The sequence below is a fragment of the Pseudomonas sp. PDM27 genome (genome assembly GCF_019219205.1).
GTDB lineage: Bacteria > Pseudomonadota > Gammaproteobacteria > Pseudomonadales > Pseudomonadaceae > Aquipseudomonas > Aquipseudomonas laurylsulfatiphila.
This window is the reverse complement of the sequence record NZ_JAHUWF010000001.1, coordinates 417,674-434,231: the sequence shown is the minus strand read 5'-3', so window position 1 is coordinate 434,231 and position 16,558 is coordinate 417,674. Positions and strand designations below refer to the sequence as shown.

At 62.1% G+C, this 16,558-nt stretch carries 15 protein-coding genes; 4 read left to right on the top strand and 11 right to left on the bottom strand.

Annotated elements, in window-relative coordinates:
* Positions 1-45 precede the first annotated feature (45 nt).
* Entirely contained in the window at positions 46-435 is a 390-nt protein-coding gene (locus tag KW838_RS02050) for a YkvA family protein (protein ID WP_102702418.1), read from the top strand.
* 229 nt (positions 436-664) lie between these two features.
* Positions 665-1,474 (top strand): hypothetical protein, encoded by an 810-nt coding sequence (locus KW838_RS02045; RefSeq protein WP_218500629.1) that lies wholly within the window; start codon positions 665-667, stop codon positions 1,472-1,474.
* Between the two features lie 144 nt (positions 1,475-1,618).
* Here KW838_RS02045 and arsH read toward each other — a convergent pair whose 3' ends face one another.
* Genes arsH through KW838_RS02025 form a run of 4 tightly spaced genes read right to left on the bottom strand, consistent with a single transcriptional unit; the run spans position 1,619 to position 4,479 of the window.
* Positions 1,619-2,314 carry an arsenical resistance protein ArsH gene (arsH, locus tag KW838_RS02040; RefSeq protein ID WP_218500187.1) on the bottom strand — a complete coding sequence of 232 codons (696 nt, stop codon included), beginning with the start codon at positions 2,312-2,314 and terminating at the stop codon, positions 1,619-1,621.
* 11 nt (positions 2,315-2,325) lie between these two features.
* Entirely contained in the window at positions 2,326-2,796 is a 471-nt protein-coding gene (locus KW838_RS02035; protein ID WP_218500186.1) for an arsenate reductase ArsC, read from the bottom strand.
* Between the two features lie 28 nt (positions 2,797-2,824).
* Positions 2,825-4,108 carry an arsenic transporter gene (locus KW838_RS02030; protein ID WP_007978309.1) on the bottom strand — a complete coding sequence of 428 codons (1,284 nt, stop codon included), beginning with the start codon at positions 4,106-4,108 and terminating at the stop codon, positions 2,825-2,827.
* A 23-nt stretch (positions 4,109-4,131) separates the two neighbouring features.
* Complete coding sequence (locus tag KW838_RS02025) at positions 4,132-4,479, bottom strand: metalloregulator ArsR/SmtB family transcription factor (protein ID WP_218481940.1); 348 nt, start codon at positions 4,477-4,479, stop codon at positions 4,132-4,134.
* Between the two features lie 144 nt (positions 4,480-4,623).
* On the opposite strand from KW838_RS02025, the gene KW838_RS02020 reads away from it, so the two are divergent.
* The gene (locus tag KW838_RS02020) at positions 4,624-5,127 is read left to right on the top strand and encodes a GNAT family N-acetyltransferase (RefSeq protein ID WP_218500185.1); all 504 of its coding nucleotides are present in this window, start codon (positions 4,624-4,626) and stop codon (positions 5,125-5,127) included.
* A gap of 30 nt (positions 5,128-5,157) precedes the next feature.
* On the opposite strand, the gene KW838_RS02015 is transcribed toward KW838_RS02020, so the two are convergent.
* The 4 genes from KW838_RS02015 to KW838_RS02000 all read right to left on the bottom strand — a co-directional run bounded on the left by KW838_RS02015 (position 5,158) and on the right by KW838_RS02000 (position 10,025).
* A complete protein-coding gene (locus tag KW838_RS02015) occupies positions 5,158-5,997 on the bottom strand; it encodes a DUF2950 domain-containing protein (protein ID WP_218500184.1) in 840 nt (279 codons plus the stop codon).
* An 80-nt stretch (positions 5,998-6,077) separates the two neighbouring features.
* Entirely contained in the window at positions 6,078-7,628 is a 1,551-nt protein-coding gene (locus KW838_RS02010) for a DUF3300 domain-containing protein (protein WP_218500183.1), read from the bottom strand.
* Between the two features lie 168 nt (positions 7,629-7,796).
* Positions 7,797-9,074 (bottom strand): tyrosine/phenylalanine carboxypeptidase domain-containing protein, encoded by a 1,278-nt coding sequence (locus tag KW838_RS02005; RefSeq protein WP_218500182.1) that lies wholly within the window; start codon positions 9,072-9,074, stop codon positions 7,797-7,799.
* 39 nt (positions 9,075-9,113) lie between these two features.
* The gene (locus tag KW838_RS02000) at positions 9,114-10,025 is read right to left on the bottom strand and encodes a LysR family transcriptional regulator (protein WP_218500181.1); all 912 of its coding nucleotides are present in this window, start codon (positions 10,023-10,025) and stop codon (positions 9,114-9,116) included.
* Positions 10,026-10,155: 130 nt separating this feature from the next.
* Here KW838_RS02000 and KW838_RS01995 point away from each other — a divergent pair, with 130 nt between their 5' ends.
* Positions 10,156-10,986 carry an oxidoreductase gene (locus tag KW838_RS01995; protein ID WP_218500180.1) on the top strand — a complete coding sequence of 277 codons (831 nt, stop codon included), beginning with the start codon at positions 10,156-10,158 and terminating at the stop codon, positions 10,984-10,986.
* A 46-nt stretch (positions 10,987-11,032) separates the two neighbouring features.
* Here the strand turns inward: KW838_RS01995 and KW838_RS01990 are convergent, their stop codons facing one another.
* From KW838_RS01990 to KW838_RS01980, 3 genes are all read right to left on the bottom strand, one after another.
* Positions 11,033-13,159, bottom strand: coding sequence for a TonB-dependent receptor domain-containing protein (locus KW838_RS01990; RefSeq protein WP_218500179.1), 2,127 nt, complete (start codon positions 13,157-13,159; stop codon positions 11,033-11,035).
* Between the two features lie 1,139 nt (positions 13,160-14,298).
* Positions 14,299-16,038, bottom strand: coding sequence for a dipeptidase (locus KW838_RS01985; protein ID WP_218500178.1), 1,740 nt, complete (start codon positions 16,036-16,038; stop codon positions 14,299-14,301).
* A 160-nt stretch (positions 16,039-16,198) separates the two neighbouring features.
* Positions 16,199-16,498 carry a DUF4189 domain-containing protein gene (locus KW838_RS01980; RefSeq protein WP_104448432.1) on the bottom strand — a complete coding sequence of 100 codons (300 nt, stop codon included), beginning with the start codon at positions 16,496-16,498 and terminating at the stop codon, positions 16,199-16,201.
* Positions 16,499-16,558: the final 60 nt, after the last annotated feature.

Genomic DNA, 16,558 nt, shown 5'->3' with positions numbered 1-16,558 from the left:
CGCTACGCTCGCTGGCTCGCTCCTTCAAGGACAGACGATGCCGATATGAAACACATACTTGATCGTTTACGTGGCTGGGCCAGAAAGCTCAAACGGGAAACGATGGTTCTCTGGTTTTGCTACCAGCATCCGCAAACCCCCTGGTTACCCAAATGGATTTCGGTTTTTGTCGTGGCGTATGCGCTGAGTCCAATCGACCTCATTCCCGATTTCATTCCTGTGCTTGGGTATCTGGACGATGTGATTATTTTGCCGCTTGGCATTCTGCTCGCTATTCGCTTGATGCCTGCACAGGTGCTGGAGGAGTGTCGGTTCAAAGCGAGTGAGTGGGAGAAAAACCACAGGAAGCGGCCAGCGAACAGATTGGCTGCGGTGATCGTTGTATTGGTCTGGCTCGTTGCTGCGGGCAGTTTGGCAGCTTGCTTGCTGTCCTGATCTTTTTTGAACTTGGGTTGAAAGCACTTATCCAAAAAATATGTGGGAATGTTTCCCACGCAACGATGCCAACTGGCTCTGAGGGATCGTGCGGATACCGCAGTAGCTCGTCAATGTTGCAGGTTGATGGCCGTGTCGGTTGGCCGGCTGCTCCAATGGGCGGCCGGGAACTTACTGGACATTGCGTTCGATACGGAGATGAGTTCGCAACTCCATGCGGAGGTGCATCATGCTGCTCAAGAAATGTTTATTGGCTCTGGCAATCGGCGGAGTCCTGTCGGCATCGACTGTCCTGGTGCCCGATTACATCGGTAGTTTCTCCAGCGTGTATGCCAAGGATGGCGGCAGCGGTGGAGGCGGTAGTGGTCACGGTGGCGGTGACGGCGGCGGTGGCCACGGTGGTGGTGACGGCGGTCACGGTGCCGGCGGCCATGGAGGCGAGGGTGGCGATCATGGTGCAGCAGGCCATGACGGTGACGGACGCGGCGACGCTGACCATGGTGGTGTAGCCGGGAACAAAGGCCCGGGCAATGCCCATGACAACGACGCGGACGACGCTGATCATGACGCTGACAACGATGCCGCCGATGCAGCCAGGGACGCTGCCAAGGCTGATGCCAATGCAGCCCGGGACGCTGCCAAGGCTGATGCCAATGCAGCCCGGGACGCGGCCAGAGCGACTGCTGATGCCGCTCGTGATGCGGCAAAAGCGACTGCAGATGCTGCCCGGGACGCCGCCAGGGCTGAAGCAGATGCCGCCCGGGATGCCGCAAAAGCGGCTGGCGTAGCGGACGATGACGCAGACGCAGCCAGAGACGCTGCCCGTGCCGCTGCAGATGCCGCGAGGGATGCCGCCAAGGCCGAAGCAGATGCCGCCAGGGATGCTGCCCGGGCTACCGCGGATGCCGCTCGGGACGCCGCCAAAGCCGAGGCGAAGGCAGCCAGAGAGGCCGCCAAAGCCGACGCGAAGGACGCCAGAGAGGATGTGGCGGATGCTCCGGACGAACCGGATTTCGACACGGTTGAGGTAGAGAACTGAGCCTGCACGTTCGGCAATGAACACGGCAGGCAAACCGTAGAAAACGTCCCGGGAGCTTGAGGGACGTATCGGCAAAGAGTCGCAAGCCCTGAAACGTCATGGGGTTTGCGACTTTTTTTCGGCTATCGAGCCAAATCTCTACTGTCAGATCGACCGCTGATTCACGCGCTGAGTCAGTTCTTGCGCGGACTCTTTGCGTTCCGAGTAGCGGTCAACCAGGTCGGGGCGATCCCGTAGCAGCAGGGTAAATTTCACCAGCTCCTCCATGACGTCCACCACCCTGTCGTACAGCGATGAGGGTTTCATGCGATTGGCGTCGTCAAACTCCAGAAAAGCCTTTGGCACGGAAGATTGATTGGGAATGGTGAACATGCGCATCCAGCGTCCCAGCACGCGAAGCTGATTCACCACATTGAAGGACTGGGAGCCGCCGCAGACTTGCATGACCGCAAGGGTTTTACCCTGGGTTGGGCGAATGGCCCCTAACGCCAGCGGCACCCAGTCGATTTGCGCCTTGAACACCGCAGACATGGAGCCGTGGCGCTCTGGCGAGCACCAGACCTGTCCTTCAGACCACTGCATCAGCTCGAGCAGTTCCTGGACTTTCGGGTGGTTGGAGGGCGCGTCGTCCGGTAGTGGCAGGCCGGATGGATTGAAGATCCGCGTCTCGGCGCCGAAGTGTTCGAGCAACCGGGCAGCTTCCTCGACCAGCAGGCGACTGAACGACCGCGCACGAGTCGAACCGTATAACAATAGGATGCGTGGTTTGTGCAGGTCGTTGTGTCCATGGGCGATGGGTGGGGTCAGTGCCGTGTCGAGATTGGGCAAGGAATGGGTCATAAGGGCTCCGGTCAAAGCGTGCCGATGCGTTCGAGTTCGCGCTTCAATGCATCGCGGTCAAGGTGTGCAAAAGGCAGTTCGAGGAAGGCCCGGCAGCGCGTTTCGATGCGCGCCAGGGTTGAGTGGAACGCTGCCGCTACCCGTGCTTCATCGCCCGTTATGTCCGAGGGGTCTTCCAGGCCCCAATGGGCTTTCAGTGCCGGGCCGAAGTACACCGGGCACGCTTCGCCGGCAGCCTTGTCGCAGACCGTGATGACGATGTCCGGCGGGTTGGCTTCGAAAGCCTCGTTGCCTTTGCTGCTCAAGCCGTCGATGGCAATGCCGGCCTCTTGCAAGGTGCTCAGGCTGCGGGGCAGCACTTGTCCCTTGGGGAAGCTGCCGGCACTGATCGCCTCGAAGCCTTCTGGCGCGAGATGGTTGAACATGGCTTCGGACAGGATGCTGCGACAGCTGTTGGCGGTACACATAAACAGAACGCGCATGGTGACTCCTCTTTGCAGGCGCACAGGGCTAGACGCTCAGGCGCAGGGCCAGGGCAGACAGGGTGATGAGCAGGATCGGCAGCGTCAGGACCACGCCGACCTTGAAGTAGTAACCCCAGGTAATGCGGATGCCCTTGCGCTCCAGAACATGCAGCCAGAGCAGGGTGGCCAGGCTGCCGATGGGGGTGATCTTGGGGCCCAGGTCAGAGCCGATGACATTGGCGTAGATCATGGCTTCACGCACTACGCCGGTGGCGTCACTGGCTTGAATCGACAGTGCGCCCACCAGCACCGTGGGCATGTTGTTCATGCCCGATGACAACAAGGCCGTGAGCAGGCCGGTGCCCAGCGCGGCGCCCCAGATGCCGAACTCGGCCATGCGGTTCAGGGCCATGGTCATGTAGGTGGTCAGTCCGGCGTTCTTCAGCCCGTACACCACCAGGTACATGCCCAGGGAAAAGATCACGACCTGCCAGGGCGCTTCACGCAGCACCCGGCGGGTGGAAATCACATGCCCGCGCGCCGCCACGGCGAACAGCAGCGCGGCACAGACCGCTGCGATGGCGCTGACCGGAATGCCCAGGGGCTCCAGGGCAAACAGCCCGACCAACAACAGGGCCAGAACGATCCAGCCGACGCGGAAGGTCAGGGGATCACGCACGGCGCGTCGCGGATCCATCACGTCATCGAGCGCGTAGTGCCGAGGAATGTCACGGCGGAAAAACCGGTACAGCACCACGAGGGTGGTCGCCACGGCAACCAGATTGACCGGCACCATAATGGCCGCGTATTCGGCGAACCCCAGGTCGAAGTAGTCCGCCGAAACGATGTTGACGAGGTTGGACACCACCAGGGGCAGGCTCGCCGTGTCGGCGATAAAGCCGGCCGCCATGACGAACGCCAGGGTGGACGCTGGCGAAAAACGCAGGGCGAGCAGGATTGAAACAACGATGGGGGTCAGGATCAGGGCGGCGCCGTCATTGGCAAACAACGCGGAGACGCCGGCCCCCAGCAGTATCGTGAAGACGAACAGGCGTCGCCCGTCACCCTTGGCCCAGCGTGCCACATGCAAGGCGGCCCACTGGAAGAACCCGGCCTCATCGAGCAACAGGCTGATGATGATCAGCGAGATGAAGGTCGCGGTGGCGTTCCAGACAATGGCCCACACCAGCGGAATATCGTGCAGCGTCACGACGCCTGCCAGCAGGGCCAGAACGGCGCCCAGGGAGGCGCTCCAACCGACGCCCAGGCCCTTGGGTTGCCAGATGACCAACACCATGGTGAGCAGGAAAATGGAAAACGCAGTCAGCATGTGGATTCTCGACGGTTGAAGGGTCAGCAGCAGGCGGCAGTGTTGAGAGGGCGGTCGCCCATGGCGTTCAGGCGGGTGCTGTTGTCCTCGAGCCAGTCGGCGTTCGCTGCCAGCGTGGTCTGCAGAACATCACGCACCCACGCGGGCAGATCAGGGTTGAGCCGGTAATACACCCACTGCCCCTGGCGGCGGTCGAGAAGCAGGCCGCATCCGCGAAGCTGGGCAAGATGGCGGGAAATTTTCGGCTGGCTATCGTCCAGGGCGCAGACCAGCTCACACACGCATAACTCGCCTTCACGGGCGATGAGCAAAGTGGCCCGGGCGCGGGTTTCGTCGGACAGGCATTTGAATACGACGGCAGGGTTGAGCATTGGCGTGGCTCTGTATATATGGTTATTCGAATATACGTTTATCCATATGTTATGTGCAAGTCGCCAAGGCTCAAGAAGGGCGGGGATGTTCGGGTATGCGATAGACTTGCGCTGTTTCGACACAAGGCAAAGGAGATGCAGTGCATGGAATCGTTTAGCGTTCGCGAGCTGAAAACCACTGACGCTGAAGCTTTACTGGCGTTCGAAATCCGCAACCGTGAATGGTTCGAATCGCATATCGATGCGCGCGACCCTGGGTTTTATTCGTTGCGCGGTGTCGCCGATCATATCGATAGCTATCTGTCGGGTTTGGCCAGCGGCGCCTGGCACCCGTTTGTCATCGAGGACTCAAGCCAGGCAATCGTTGGTCGAGCCAATCTGAAAAGCATCGACCTGGCGATGGGGTCTGCCGAAGTGGGTTATCGAATTGATCAGCGCGTGTGCGGGCAGGGGCTGGCAACATGGGCGCTGAGGCATCTGATCCAGCAGGCACAGGCGCGCTGGGGACTTGCGCAACTGGTGGCCTATGCCTACAAGGAAAACCTGGGCTCCAGAAAGGTACTGGACCGCTGCGGATTCAAGCTTGAGCAACCTTGCCGTGACGACAGTACGGGCAGCGAAGAGCGATTCGTCCTGTCGTTCCAATAGTTCTGCCAGCCCGCAGCAGGTTGCAGCGGGCTACTCCTGATCCTGATCTGCCGCCACCTCTTGCCAGCTGTCATCGGGGTCAAAGCGCTTCATCGCCAGCGCCAGTTTTTCACCTTCGGGCCCCAGGTCTTTCTCGAACACCTGGCCTTCGTGACTGATCATGAAGCTCATCACCCCGGTGACGTTGTACTTCGCCGGCCAGGCGATCAGGGCAAAGCCGCGGCTCATCTTGTCACCGATGAGGTAACTGTAGGCACCACCGGGTGCCGAAGGCCCCTGGCCGTGAAGGATGCGGAAGCGGTAGCCATGCCATTCTTCGTCGGCAATGGCTTTGCCGAACGAAGGCCCCAGCGGGCTGATCTGGCCGCTATCGTCTTGCGCCCAATAGAGTCCGTCGTGCTTGCCGGGGGTGCTGAAGATTTTCTGCGCATACTCGAGTGCGCCATCACCGTCCCGATCGACTGACGCATAGTCCATCTGGGCGTCGTGATAGGCCAGCACCGATTGCACCGCGTCGAGTTCATTGCGGCCGATCTGGCGTGCGCGGATCTCGGCACTGCCGGCCTTCAAGTCGAAGCGCCAGCCGCTCGCCACTTTGACCAAGGGGATCGGCAGTGTCCAGTTCTCGGGGCCGACCGCCAGGATGCCCTTGTTGTCACCGCTTTTTTCAATGTGGTGTTGCTCGCGGTACTGCTGCAAAAACGCATCGACGTCTTTGCGCTGCACGCCTTCACGCGGGATGTAATTGTGCCAGTCACTGCCGAGCAGTTCCGTCAGGCGAGCCTGGTCGGCGTGTTCCGTACCCAGTGCCTGGACCAAGGCTTCTGCAGCCTTTTCCGGGGTTGGAAAGGCCTGCTGCGCCGTCGCCATGCACGACCACAACAAGCCCGCAGCTATCGCAAGGACAGGAGGCAGCAAGCCCGTGAGTCCTTTCACTCGAGGATGGTTTTTCAACGACGGCCCCCCCTTTGACGCGCTGGTGGATTGGACGGCCGACTGACCTGGTGACCGGCCGAACGGGCGGCACTGGGGCGATGGGCGGATGCCTGGCTGGCCCGGCCACGATTGGCCTGGATGTTGGCCTGGGACGGTGAGCGTGCGCCGGCGAACGCATTGTTACGGGCACTGCCGGCACTGGCGGCGGGCCGTTTGTTCGGCGCTTGCCGCGTCTGCGCGGCGCCTTCTCTGCGCTGGTTCAACTGAGCGGACTGGTTCCTGGGTTCCTGGCGGGCCTGGGTCCTCGGCTGCTGATTTTCCCGGGTGTTTCTGGCGGTACCCTGGCCTCTGTCAGCCGCCTTGGGCCTGTCCGCACCGCCCTGTAGCCGATTGCCGTCCGCGGCTGCGGACTGGAGTTTGCGCGTTTGATCTCGGGCTTCGCGGTTGCTGGTGGCGGGTCGTTCGATACCGTGCTTGTCCATTGAACTGCGGGCCTTTTCACGGGCCTGGGCGCGCTGGGCAGTGTCCCCGCGATAGGCTTCACGCTGACTGGCACCGTTGAGTTGGCGGCCGTACTGTGCGCGGCTCGCATTGTCCCGATAGGGCACGCCATTGCGGTGCACCGGGTTGTGCTGCCATTTGTTGTTGGTGATCCGGTTGTTGGCGTTGATGTTGTTGTAGCGATTGACGTCGATGTCGATGTCGTTATTGCCCCAGTCACACTCACCCCACAACGACCCAATGATCGCCACGCCGGCGCCAAACGCGAGCCCGGCCATCAGGGCCTGGCCAGGGTAATAGGCCGGTGGCGGTGGATAGTACGCAGGCGGCGACGCCGGGTAGGGCCAGGTGCCGTAGGTGGTCGTCGGGTTATACGTGGGGACGTACACCACCTGCGGATCGGCAGGCTGAATGATGATGGTGGAGTTGCTGGCCGGCGCCGGTTCCGCAGCAGGCGCTGGCGCTGGTGCCGCATTCGTGGTTGCAGGTGCGGGCGCCGCGACATTCTGGATCGTCACGTTCTGATACTGGTTGCTCTGCAGATTGCCGGCTGCCTGTGCCTGGCGACGCAAGCGTTGCGCGCTTTCCATGACATCGTCGGGCTGCGCCAGGAAGGCATCACCCAGGCGTTGCACCCACACGGGATCCTGCCCCAGCGTTGCCAGGACCTGCGGGAAGGCAACCAGCGCCTGCACGCTCGGGTCCCAGGGCTGGTTCGCCACCTGTTTGACCGCGTCGTCACCCTTGGCGTCCGGGTGCGCTTTGGACCAGCTGACGGCCTCGCCGACTTCCCCGGGATAGGTGGTGGCCATCAGCACCTGCGCAAACAGAGGGTCCGGGTACAGCGCAATGGGCGCCAGCATTTGATCCAGCTGTTCCTGGTTGAACACCGGATCCTTGGTCGCCGGGGCGACGGGCGCCGCATCGGCCGCGCTTGCCGGTGCGGGGGCTGCGGCGGGTGCCGGGGCCGGTGCGGCAGCGGTCTCATCCGCACCCCGTACCAGGCTGGAAGCTCCGCTCAATACCAGTACGGCCGACAACGCGTAAAGAAATGGAATGTGCATCGCACCCCCCATGTGGTCAGGCTTGAAATGAGTGGATCAATCCCTGGCAGTTGAAAGCCGACTCTGCAAGCCACAGAGCTGCGCCTCGACACCGCTTCCTAATGGTAGCAGCTCATTAGAAGGACCCCGGCTGGCTTTGAAACGCTGTGATCCAGGTCCTGATTCTGATCAATGTGCGCTGGCATCGCTTTCGTGTTCTTCGGCAAATGCCATGAACACGTCCAGGTCCAGCACATCCAGCTTGATCCGGGAGATGAACGCCGAGAAGGCCAGGTTGGCCGCCAGCAGACGCAGATCAGAGGCCCAGGCCGGAAGGTAGGTCGGTCCCTTGAGCCAGCCGGATTCGAACAATGGCGCCAGGCGCACCGTGTCCGCCAGGCTGAGGCGCCCTGCAAACAAATGCCCGATCAGTTCCGGCCGGTTATCGCGGATTGCAATGCGCAGCAGGGTGTGGACGCCGAGCAGCCCGGTCAGGTAAGCGGCGTCCTTGGTAAAGGCTGAACCGCCCCGCAGATCGGCGCCGCGGAACACCCGTTGGGTTGAGCGGAAGGATTCCTCTTGCGTCTGCCCGGCAGCCAGAAAACCTTCGAATACCTGGATGAAGTCGGCGCCCTCCAGCGCCTGCTGGACGGCCAGTACGCGCAGGGCCAGGCGACGCAGGCGGTTGATGTCCATGCTGCCGGTGAACAGTTCGGCCAGGGTGGCAATGCCCTCCTGGGTCTGGGTTGTGCGCGGTGCGCCCAGGCCCAGGCTGGTGAGGTTGGGCTGCCGCGCGCCGTTCTGTGCGGTGGCGACATGCACGAAGGCCTCGTGTTGCAACAGCTGATGCTTGTCCAGCTCCGAGAACAGCGCACTGGCCCGCAGGCGAATGCGGCTCGATCCGGCGATGGCCTTGGCGGCCAGGTTCGGATCGAGCACGACCGTGATCTGGCCGACGCCGAAGAAACGGTCCAGTTCCGGTTGAATCCAGGCGGCGAACACCTTGGCCGGGATCTCGGCGGGGCAGGGTGGAATTCGTGCCCCTCCCAGCAGGGCGTCGGTGGTCTGGAGGAAGAATCGGGCCGCGTCGAGCATGCTCAGTTGCAGGCGCGAATAATAGAAATCCGGACGCCGGTACAGCGCTGACGAATATTGGGTAAAGGCGGGCGTACCGATGGCCCCCAGCATGTGCCCGGCCGTGGCATAGCTACGGGCGGTCAGGGCCAGGAAGTTCCCGGCCGGATGCCCCACATCGCAATGGCTGATAAAGGTTTCCAGGGCGGCGATGTCGGCGCTGTGGTCGCGGGGCTGCAACTTGACATCGGGCAGCGTGGCACGCCCGCTGCGCCATTTCGCCAGGAAGTCCTCCTCGACGCCATCGGGCCAGGACAGCGCATCGAGCACGCGGATCTTGCGGGTCAGGCCGGGCAGGGCGGCATCGAGTTCGGACAGGGCAGCGGCACTCATGGATAGCTCCTTGAGGGACGAGGTGAGGTTACAAAAAGCTTAGTCGTCGCGGGCGGTGGCGTGTCGAGCCGTAGAGGCAAAGTCGATGAAGGCCTTGAGCGCTGCGGGCACATGACGGCGGCTGGGGTAATACAGGTGCAGGCCCGGGTAAAAGGGGCACCAATCGGCCAGCACCTGGATCAGGCGACCATCGGCCAGGTACGCGGTGACCATGTCCTCGAACACGTAGGCCAGACCCACACCTTGCAACGCCGGGCCGATCATCAGGCTGACATCGCCGAGCGTGAGCGGGCCGCTGACGTCGATTTCCTGGGTGATCGCGCCGCGTTCGAATTCCCAGCGGTACATCGAGCCGCTGGGGAAGCGATGGCGAATGCACGGGACGCCATGCAAGTCCTCGGGTTTTCGGGGGGCGGCATGTCGCTCGAAGAATGCCGGCGAGCCCACGACCACCGAGCGCATGTTCGGCCCGATGGGCCGCGAGACCATGTCGGCTTCCAGACGGTTGCCGAAACGTACCCCCGCATCAAAACCGCCAGCCACCACGTCGACCAAGGCGTCGCTTTCGACGATCTCAAGGCGGATATCCGGATACTCCTTGAGGAACCGGCTGACGATCGGCAAGAGCACCAGCTCACAGGCCTGTCGCCCTGCGGTCATGCGTAGGTTCCCTGAGGGCTTGTCGCGAAAGCTATTGAGGTCTTCCAAGGCATCATCGATGTCCCGGAAGGCTGGTTTCAGCCGTGCGAAAAGTCGTTCCCCGGCGTCAGTCAACGCCACGCTGCGCGTCGTGCGATTGAACAGGCGTACGCCCAGGCGATTCTCCAGCGCTCGCAATGAATGACTGAGTGCCGAGGGTGTCAGGCCCAGTTCGACTGCTGCCCGGCTGAAGTTCAGGTGCCGGGCGATGCACAGGAAGATCGACAGGTCGGCGGTGGAGGGGGATTTCATTTGTGAGCACCATTCACAAAGGCATGCAAAATTGCTGGGATTATCACATCAGTAGCACAGCCTTAAAGTGGCATCAACTCATCGAGAAGGCCCGGCAACAACGCTCGGGTCGCTGACAGGAGGAGTTGAAATGCGTACCTGGTTCATTACTGGCGCTACCCGTGGTTTTGGCACCCTCATCGCAGAACACGCCCTGCGTGCCGGCGACGCTGTGATTGCTACCGCTCGTCAACCACAAGACATCACTGCTCGCTTGGGCGATCACCCGAACCTGCTCGCCGTGCGACTGGACGTCACCCGCGAGGAAGAGGCGCATCAGGCAGTCGCCGAAGGCATCAAGCGTTTCGGGCGCATTGACGTGCTGATCAACAATGCCGGTTTCGGCGTGCTGGGCGCGGTGGAAGAGACCAGCGCCAGCGAAACCCAACGCCTGTTCGCCACCAACGTGTTCGGCGTGCTCAACGTCACCCGCGCGGTACTGCCGCACATGCGACGCCAGCGTAGCGGTCATGTGATCAATATCTCGTCGATCGGTGGCTATCAGGCCTACATGGGCTGGGGCGTCTACGGTTCCACCAAGTTTGCGGTGGAGGGCATTACCGAAGCGCTGCATCAGGAGCTGGCGCCGCTGGGCATCCATGCGACGGTTGTCGAACCCGGGTTTTTCCGCACCGACTTCCTGGACGAGCAGTCGCTGATCAAGACCGCCCTGGAGCTGCCTGACTACGAGGAGACCGTCGGCAAGATGCGCCAGTTTGCCGAAGGCGCCAACCATGCGCAGCCTGGCGATCCGGTGAAGTTCGCCGAAGCGATGCTCGCGCTGGTCAACGCCCCGAAACCGCCACAACGCCTGGCGCTGGGCAGCGACACCGTGGCACGCATCGAGGCGAAAAACCGCTTTGTGGAGGCGGAGTTGAGCGAATGGAAAACGTTGGCGCTGTCCACCGACTTCGAGGTGTGACGTGTACAGGGGCCGTGTGGCGGTTCAATACCTGTCCAACGCGGCCTCAGAGCAGGCTCCACGACACCCCGACGTACATCGCCATGCCCTCGCCGGGGGTGGAGCGTGCCGCGTCCAGGCCTTTGTCGTCGTAGCCCGGCGTGACCGTGGCGGCATAGTGCTTGTCGGTCAGGTTGCGCAGGTCCAGCCAGGTCTGCCAGTCGCCCTTGGGCGCGTTGTAGCCCAGGGTCGCGCCGAATAGGGCGTAGGGATCGGCGTAGTAGCTGTTGGCGTAATCGACCGCCACCTTGGACACCCATTGGGTGTTGACCGCGGCGAAGAAGCCTTGTGGCCAGTCGTAGCGCAGTTCGCCCTGGTAATAGTGCATCGGCAGGCCCGGCAGGCGGTTGTCGCCGAAGCGGTCATCGTCGCGGTAGTGGAAGTCACTGAAGGTGTAGCTCTGGCGCAGGCTCAACTGGCCGCCATCGCCCGGCGACCAGAGCGGGCTCAGCAGGCTGGCTTCGACGCCCTGGTGCACGGTGGGGCTGGCGTTGAGCTCGTACGGCGTGGTGGCGTTGGCGTCCGGCAACACCGAGAGCAATTCGTGGTGCACCTGGGCGTAGTACCAGGCCAGGCTCCACTGTCCCAGGGTGCTGTCACCGCGACCACCGATTTCCAGGGTGGTGGCGGTCTGGTTTTGCAGCGTGACCGGATCGCGCTGGGCGCCTGTGGCGGGGCCGCTTCCGGCGGGGAAGCGAATATTGGAGCTATAGATCAGCGACCAGGGATGCGGCGCCTCGACCGAGCGACTGAGATTGCCGAACAGTTGCAGGTCAGGTGTCAGTTGGTAGCGCAAGCCCACGCGCGGGGCATAGTCCCAGTCGTGCAGGCTGGTCTTGCCGCCTTCCTGCGGATAGGTGACGTCGCTTTCACGGCGGGTGTAGATGGCGGCCAGGCCGGTGGTCAGCCACAGATCGTCGGCGATCTCCAGGTCGTTGCCGACATGCAGGACCGTGTCCGAGCCCTGGTAGGTGAAGTTGCGCATCAGCGTGCCCGGTGCATAACCGGCGGTGTTGCCGGTGGGGATGCGCACGAACTCGCTGGCGCCTGAGTTGGGCAGGTGTTTGGTCACCCGCAGGCCCAGGGTGCTCTGGCTTTGCAGGCCCCAGAGGGTGTCGCGGCGCTTGTAGTCGAACGTGCCGCTGACGTCCGTGTACGCCACCTTCAGGCGGTTGGGCCCCTCACGCAAATCCATGGGGTAGTCGTGGTAGACCAGGCCGGTCTGGATGCTCGAATCGTCATCGAGGTACCAGGTGGTCTTGTTGCCGATAAAGGTGCTGCCCGGCTCGTCGCGGCGATCGTCCCGCGCCACGTAGGCGGGGTTGGCCGCCCGTGGATCGTGCTCGATGGAGTGCTTGGTCACGCGTCCCGCGAGATCGTTGTCGGTCTGGCGGTGACGCAGGTAGAAGCGCGTTTCCAGGTTCGGGTTGAAGCGATAACCGAAGTTGGCGATCACGCCCTGGCTCTCGCTGGCCGTGTGGTCCTGGTAGCCGTCGGCGTTTGCGTCGGTCATGGCCACGTAGTAATCGAAGTCACCCAGCACCTGTCCGGAGCTGACCTGACGCTGCTGATACCCGTGACTGCCCGTTGCGTAGCGTACCTGCAACTTCGGCGCGTTGTAGCCGGTATGGCTGACGTAATCGATGGCCCCGCCCAAGGCCAGGGCACCGCGGTCGAAACCGTTGGCGCCGCGCAATACTTCCACATGGTCGAGCCACAGCGGTTCCAGCAGTTCATAGGGCGTGCCGCCAGGGCCGGTCAGCGGCAGACCGTCGAGCATGGTGTACAGCCCCGAGGCGTGGGCACCCGGTGCACGGTTGATGCCCGATCCGCGGATCGAGATCTTCACCCCCTCATTGCCCGCCGACTGGGCATAGATCCCGGGCTGATAAGCCAGCACATCCTGGTTACTCGCCACACGGCCCTGCAGCGGACGGCGCATGTCGACCACATTGGTACCGCCGGGTACCTGGGCCAGCCGGGCCCTGGCGTCCTCGATCCCCTGGTCTTCGTCACTCTGGTCCTCGGCCCCGATCAGCACCTGCCCCAGTTCAAGGCCCTGAGCCTCGGTCATGGCCGGACAAACAAGGGCCAGGCCCAGCAGCGCGGCGGGCAAGGAATTAGGCGAGGGCATGGGGGAAACTCCAGACGTACAGGGAACGGACAATGAACAGTGCGACGCAAGAATGAACGAAGGGAACACATGGCAATTTGGTTTTTTGCCCACCGGATATTTCCAGTGGCGTTAAGGTCACTGCAACGCCCGGGGCCGGGTCTGGCTGACCGGTCCGAAGGGGGGGGAGGGTTCTTCACGCATTTCCGGAAAACTGGCGCGTAATCGTTAACGACCATCGCTGGCAAGCCAGCTCCCACAGGGGACCGTGCCCACGCTGAAACTGTAGGAGCCAGCCTGCTGGCGATGGACTCCAGTGCGCCGCGTTTATCCGGTTAACACGCGTTATCGTTAACGACCATCGCAGGCAAGCCAGCTCCCACAGGGGACCGTGCCCACGCTGAGACTGTAGGAGCCAGCCTGCTGGCGATGGACTCAGATGCGCCGCGTTTATCCAGCTCACCCGCGTTATCGTTAACGACCATCGCTGGCAAGCCAGCTCCCACAAAGGACCGTGCCCACACTGAAACTGTAGGAGCCAGCCTGCTGGCGATGGACTCAAGCGCGCCGCGTTCATCCGGTTAACACGCGTTATCGTTAACGACCATCGCAGGCAAGCCAGCTCCCACAGGGGACCGTGCCCACGCTGAAACTGTAGGAGCCAGCCTGCTGGCGATGGACTCAGATGCGCCGCGTTTATCCTGCTCACCCGCGTTATCGTTAACGACCATCACTGGCAAGCCAGCTCCCACAGGGGACCGTGCCCACGCTGAAACTGTAGGAGCCAGCCTGCTGGCGATGGACTCAGATGCGCCGCGTTTATCCTGCTCACCCGCGTTATCGTTAACGACCATCGCTGGCAAGCCAGCTCCCACAGGGGACCGTGCCCACGCTGAAACTGTAGGAGCCAGCCTGCTGGCGATGGACTCCAGTGCGCCGCGTTCATCCGGTTAACACGCGTTATCGTTAACAACCATCGCTGGCAAGCCAGCTCCCACAAAGGACCGTGCCCACGCTGAAACTGTAGGAGCCAGCCTGCTGGCGATGGACTCCAGTGCGCCGCGGTTATCCGGTTAACACGCGTTATCGTTAACGACCATCGCTGGCAAGCCAGCTCCTACAGGGGACCGTGTCCGCGTCCAAACCTGGGAAAGAACCGATCAAAGCGTCGGCAATTGCCCGATGCGGCCCATCATCTCGGTCACGATCTGCAAGTCCAGCAGGAACTGCTCGGTCGTCTTGAACTCGTTGTCGTTGTGACCGGTGTATTTGACGTCCGGCATGGCCAGGCCGAATTGCACGCCGTTGGGCAATTCATGCACGGACGTGGCGCCGGCGGAGGTGCCGAATTTGTGTTCCATGCCGAGGTTTTCGCTGGCCACCGCCAGGAGGGCCTTGACCCATTCACCCTCGGGGTTGCGGTACATCGGTTCGGCAATCGACAGGTCGAAGGTCGGTGCGATCCCGGTCTTCTTGCTCCAGGCGTCCAGCTTCGCGGCGATTTCGGACTTGAGCACCTCCGGCGTCTTGCCCTTCGGCACGCGCAGGTTGACGGCGAGTTTGAAGGCTTTGTCATCCATCCCGACATATGTCAGGGACGTGGTCAGCGGGCCCATGAACTCATCGGCAAAACCGACTCCCAGCTTGCCACCCAGGTAGTCCAGCCCCCAGTTGTCGGCGGCGTAGCGGGCGGCGTCGGTGATCTGGTTGTGCTTGAGCGCGACCTTGCCGTCGAGGCTATTGATGAAGTCGAGCATCCTGGCCACCGGGTTGACGCCGGACTCGGGCTCGGAGGAGTGGGCGGAAACGCCGGTGACCGTCAGTTTGACGTCCTTGCCGTCGGCCTTGGCAGCCACTTCGAAGTTGCCGCCATTTTGCTTGGCGTACTCAGTGCCGGCCTTTTGCAGGCTGGCAGCCAGTTCGGCGGGCTTGTCGGTCACCAGGGTCGCGACCGATGTCGACGGAATCTGGTTGGTGGCCAGGCCGCCGGTCATCGAAATGATTTCTGCGCCTTTGCCCTCGCCAGCACGCTTGGCGAAGTTCGCCATGACGGTGCCGTAGCCTTTCTCGGCGATCACCACCGGGTAGCCGCCATCCAGCGCCAGGTTGTAGTTGGGTGTCGGGTTGCGCTCGAAGTAGTAGGGGATGGCATCACCGGTGGTTTCTTCGGTGGTGTCGACCAGCAGCTTGAAGTTGCGCGCCAGCGGCAGTTGCTCCTCCTTGATGATCTTCATGGCGTAGAGCGCCACCACGATGCCGTTCTTGTCATCTTCGGTGCCGCGGCCATACATGCGATCGCCGACCAGGGTGACCTTGAACGGATCGAGGCGGGTGCCGTCCTGCAGCACCCAGTTCTCCGGCGTCACCGGCACCACATCGGCATGGGCGTGAATGCCCACGACTTCATCGCCCTTGCCTTCGAGGGAGATCTCGTAGACGCGGTTGTCGATGTTGCGAAAGTTCAGGTTGAACGCCTGGGCAAGGCCCTTGATCTTCTCGGCGATCTTGAGGAATTCGGGATTGTCGTGCTGGTCAACGCCGTCCACGCGCACGGTCGGAATGGCCACCAGCTCCTTCAGGGTTTCGGTGGCCGCGCTGCCGTACTTCACTCGGGCATAAAGACCCAGCAAGCGATGGATTTCGTTCTGCTGCTCAGCGGACAGCGTCTTGTTGCCGAGGAAGGCACTGATGGCCGGGCCGAGGTCGTCGGTTTTGGCGACATCGCTCTTGGCCAGGGTTTGCAGGAACTGGCGGAAATCCTTGACCGAAGCATCATTGAACGTCTTGAGGATGATCGAGCTCTGTTGCGGTGTGATGTTGGCGTGGGCAGCGCTGGTGAACGACGAAAGGCTGGCGAGCATGAGGGTGGTCGCAGCCAGGTGCTTGAGTGAAAAATCCATTGCTGGGGGCATTCCTTTGCAGGCGGGTTGTAAGAAATATCTGATCGCTTGATCAGAAACATTTCAAAACTAACACCATGCGCGTGTGAAACGGGAGCCCCTGAAGTGGGATCTGTCGCACAGAAATGCAAAAGCGACGCAGAAACGAAAAAACCCTCTATCAGTGTTTACATTCCGCCAACACCACTTGGCAGGTATTCGGCGTACCGCCCGATCGGCCGGCATAGCGGATGCAGTTACTCAGGGATTTCTGGCGAGCCATGTTCAGCGTGTCGCCCCAGGCGAGGCCACCTTCGCCGACAGTGGGGAGGGCTTTTGCATAGCAGGCTGAGCCGGTGTTTGAGGCTGAATAGCGCGCGGTGGTGGTTTTGCCTGAGCATCCGGCTGTCAGCGCCAGATTGGCGGCGAGCAGGGAAAGCAGGAGCCATGACGAGCCTTGGCGTGCAGTCTGTCCCGTCATTGCGTTTCCCCTGTATCAAGAGGCGATCAAGGTCGTGTCTATTCAGATTAGGCCTGTTTC

What these genes read in the sequence shown, in the direction of transcription:
- KW838_RS02050 (WP_102702418.1), top strand. Translation starts at nt 46, where the DNA reads ATGAAACACATACTTGATCGTTTACGTGGCTGGGCCAGAAAGCTCAAA.
- KW838_RS02045 (WP_218500629.1), top strand. Translation starts at nt 665, where the DNA reads ATGCTGCTCAAGAAATGTTTATTGGCTCTGGCAATCGGCGGAGTCCTG.
- arsH (WP_218500187.1), bottom strand. Translation starts at nt 2,314, where the DNA reads ATGACCCATTCCTTGCCCAATCTCGACACGGCACTGACCCCACCCATC.
- KW838_RS02035 (WP_218500186.1), bottom strand. Translation starts at nt 2,796, where the DNA reads ATGCGCGTTCTGTTTATGTGTACCGCCAACAGCTGTCGCAGCATCCTG.
- KW838_RS02030 (WP_007978309.1), bottom strand. Translation starts at nt 4,108, where the DNA reads ATGCTGACTGCGTTTTCCATTTTCCTGCTCACCATGGTGTTGGTCATC.
- KW838_RS02025 (WP_218481940.1), bottom strand. Translation starts at nt 4,479, where the DNA reads ATGCTCAACCCTGCCGTCGTATTCAAATGCCTGTCCGACGAAACCCGC.
- KW838_RS02020 (WP_218500185.1), top strand. Translation starts at nt 4,624, where the DNA reads ATGGAATCGTTTAGCGTTCGCGAGCTGAAAACCACTGACGCTGAAGCT.
- KW838_RS02015 (WP_218500184.1), bottom strand. Translation starts at nt 5,997, where the DNA reads ATGGCGACGGCGCAGCAGGCCTTTCCAACCCCGGAAAAGGCTGCAGAA.
- KW838_RS02010 (WP_218500183.1), bottom strand. Translation starts at nt 7,628, where the DNA reads ATGCACATTCCATTTCTTTACGCGTTGTCGGCCGTACTGGTATTGAGC.
- KW838_RS02005 (WP_218500182.1), bottom strand. Translation starts at nt 9,074, where the DNA reads ATGAGTGCCGCTGCCCTGTCCGAACTCGATGCCGCCCTGCCCGGCCTG.
- KW838_RS02000 (WP_218500181.1), bottom strand. Translation starts at nt 10,025, where the DNA reads ATGAAATCCCCCTCCACCGCCGACCTGTCGATCTTCCTGTGCATCGCC.
- KW838_RS01995 (WP_218500180.1), top strand. Translation starts at nt 10,156, where the DNA reads ATGCGTACCTGGTTCATTACTGGCGCTACCCGTGGTTTTGGCACCCTC.
- KW838_RS01990 (WP_218500179.1), bottom strand. Translation starts at nt 13,159, where the DNA reads ATGCCCTCGCCTAATTCCTTGCCCGCCGCGCTGCTGGGCCTGGCCCTT.
- KW838_RS01985 (WP_218500178.1), bottom strand. Translation starts at nt 16,038, where the DNA reads ATGGATTTTTCACTCAAGCACCTGGCTGCGACCACCCTCATGCTCGCC.
- KW838_RS01980 (WP_104448432.1), bottom strand. Translation starts at nt 16,498, where the DNA reads ATGACGGGACAGACTGCACGCCAAGGCTCGTCATGGCTCCTGCTTTCC.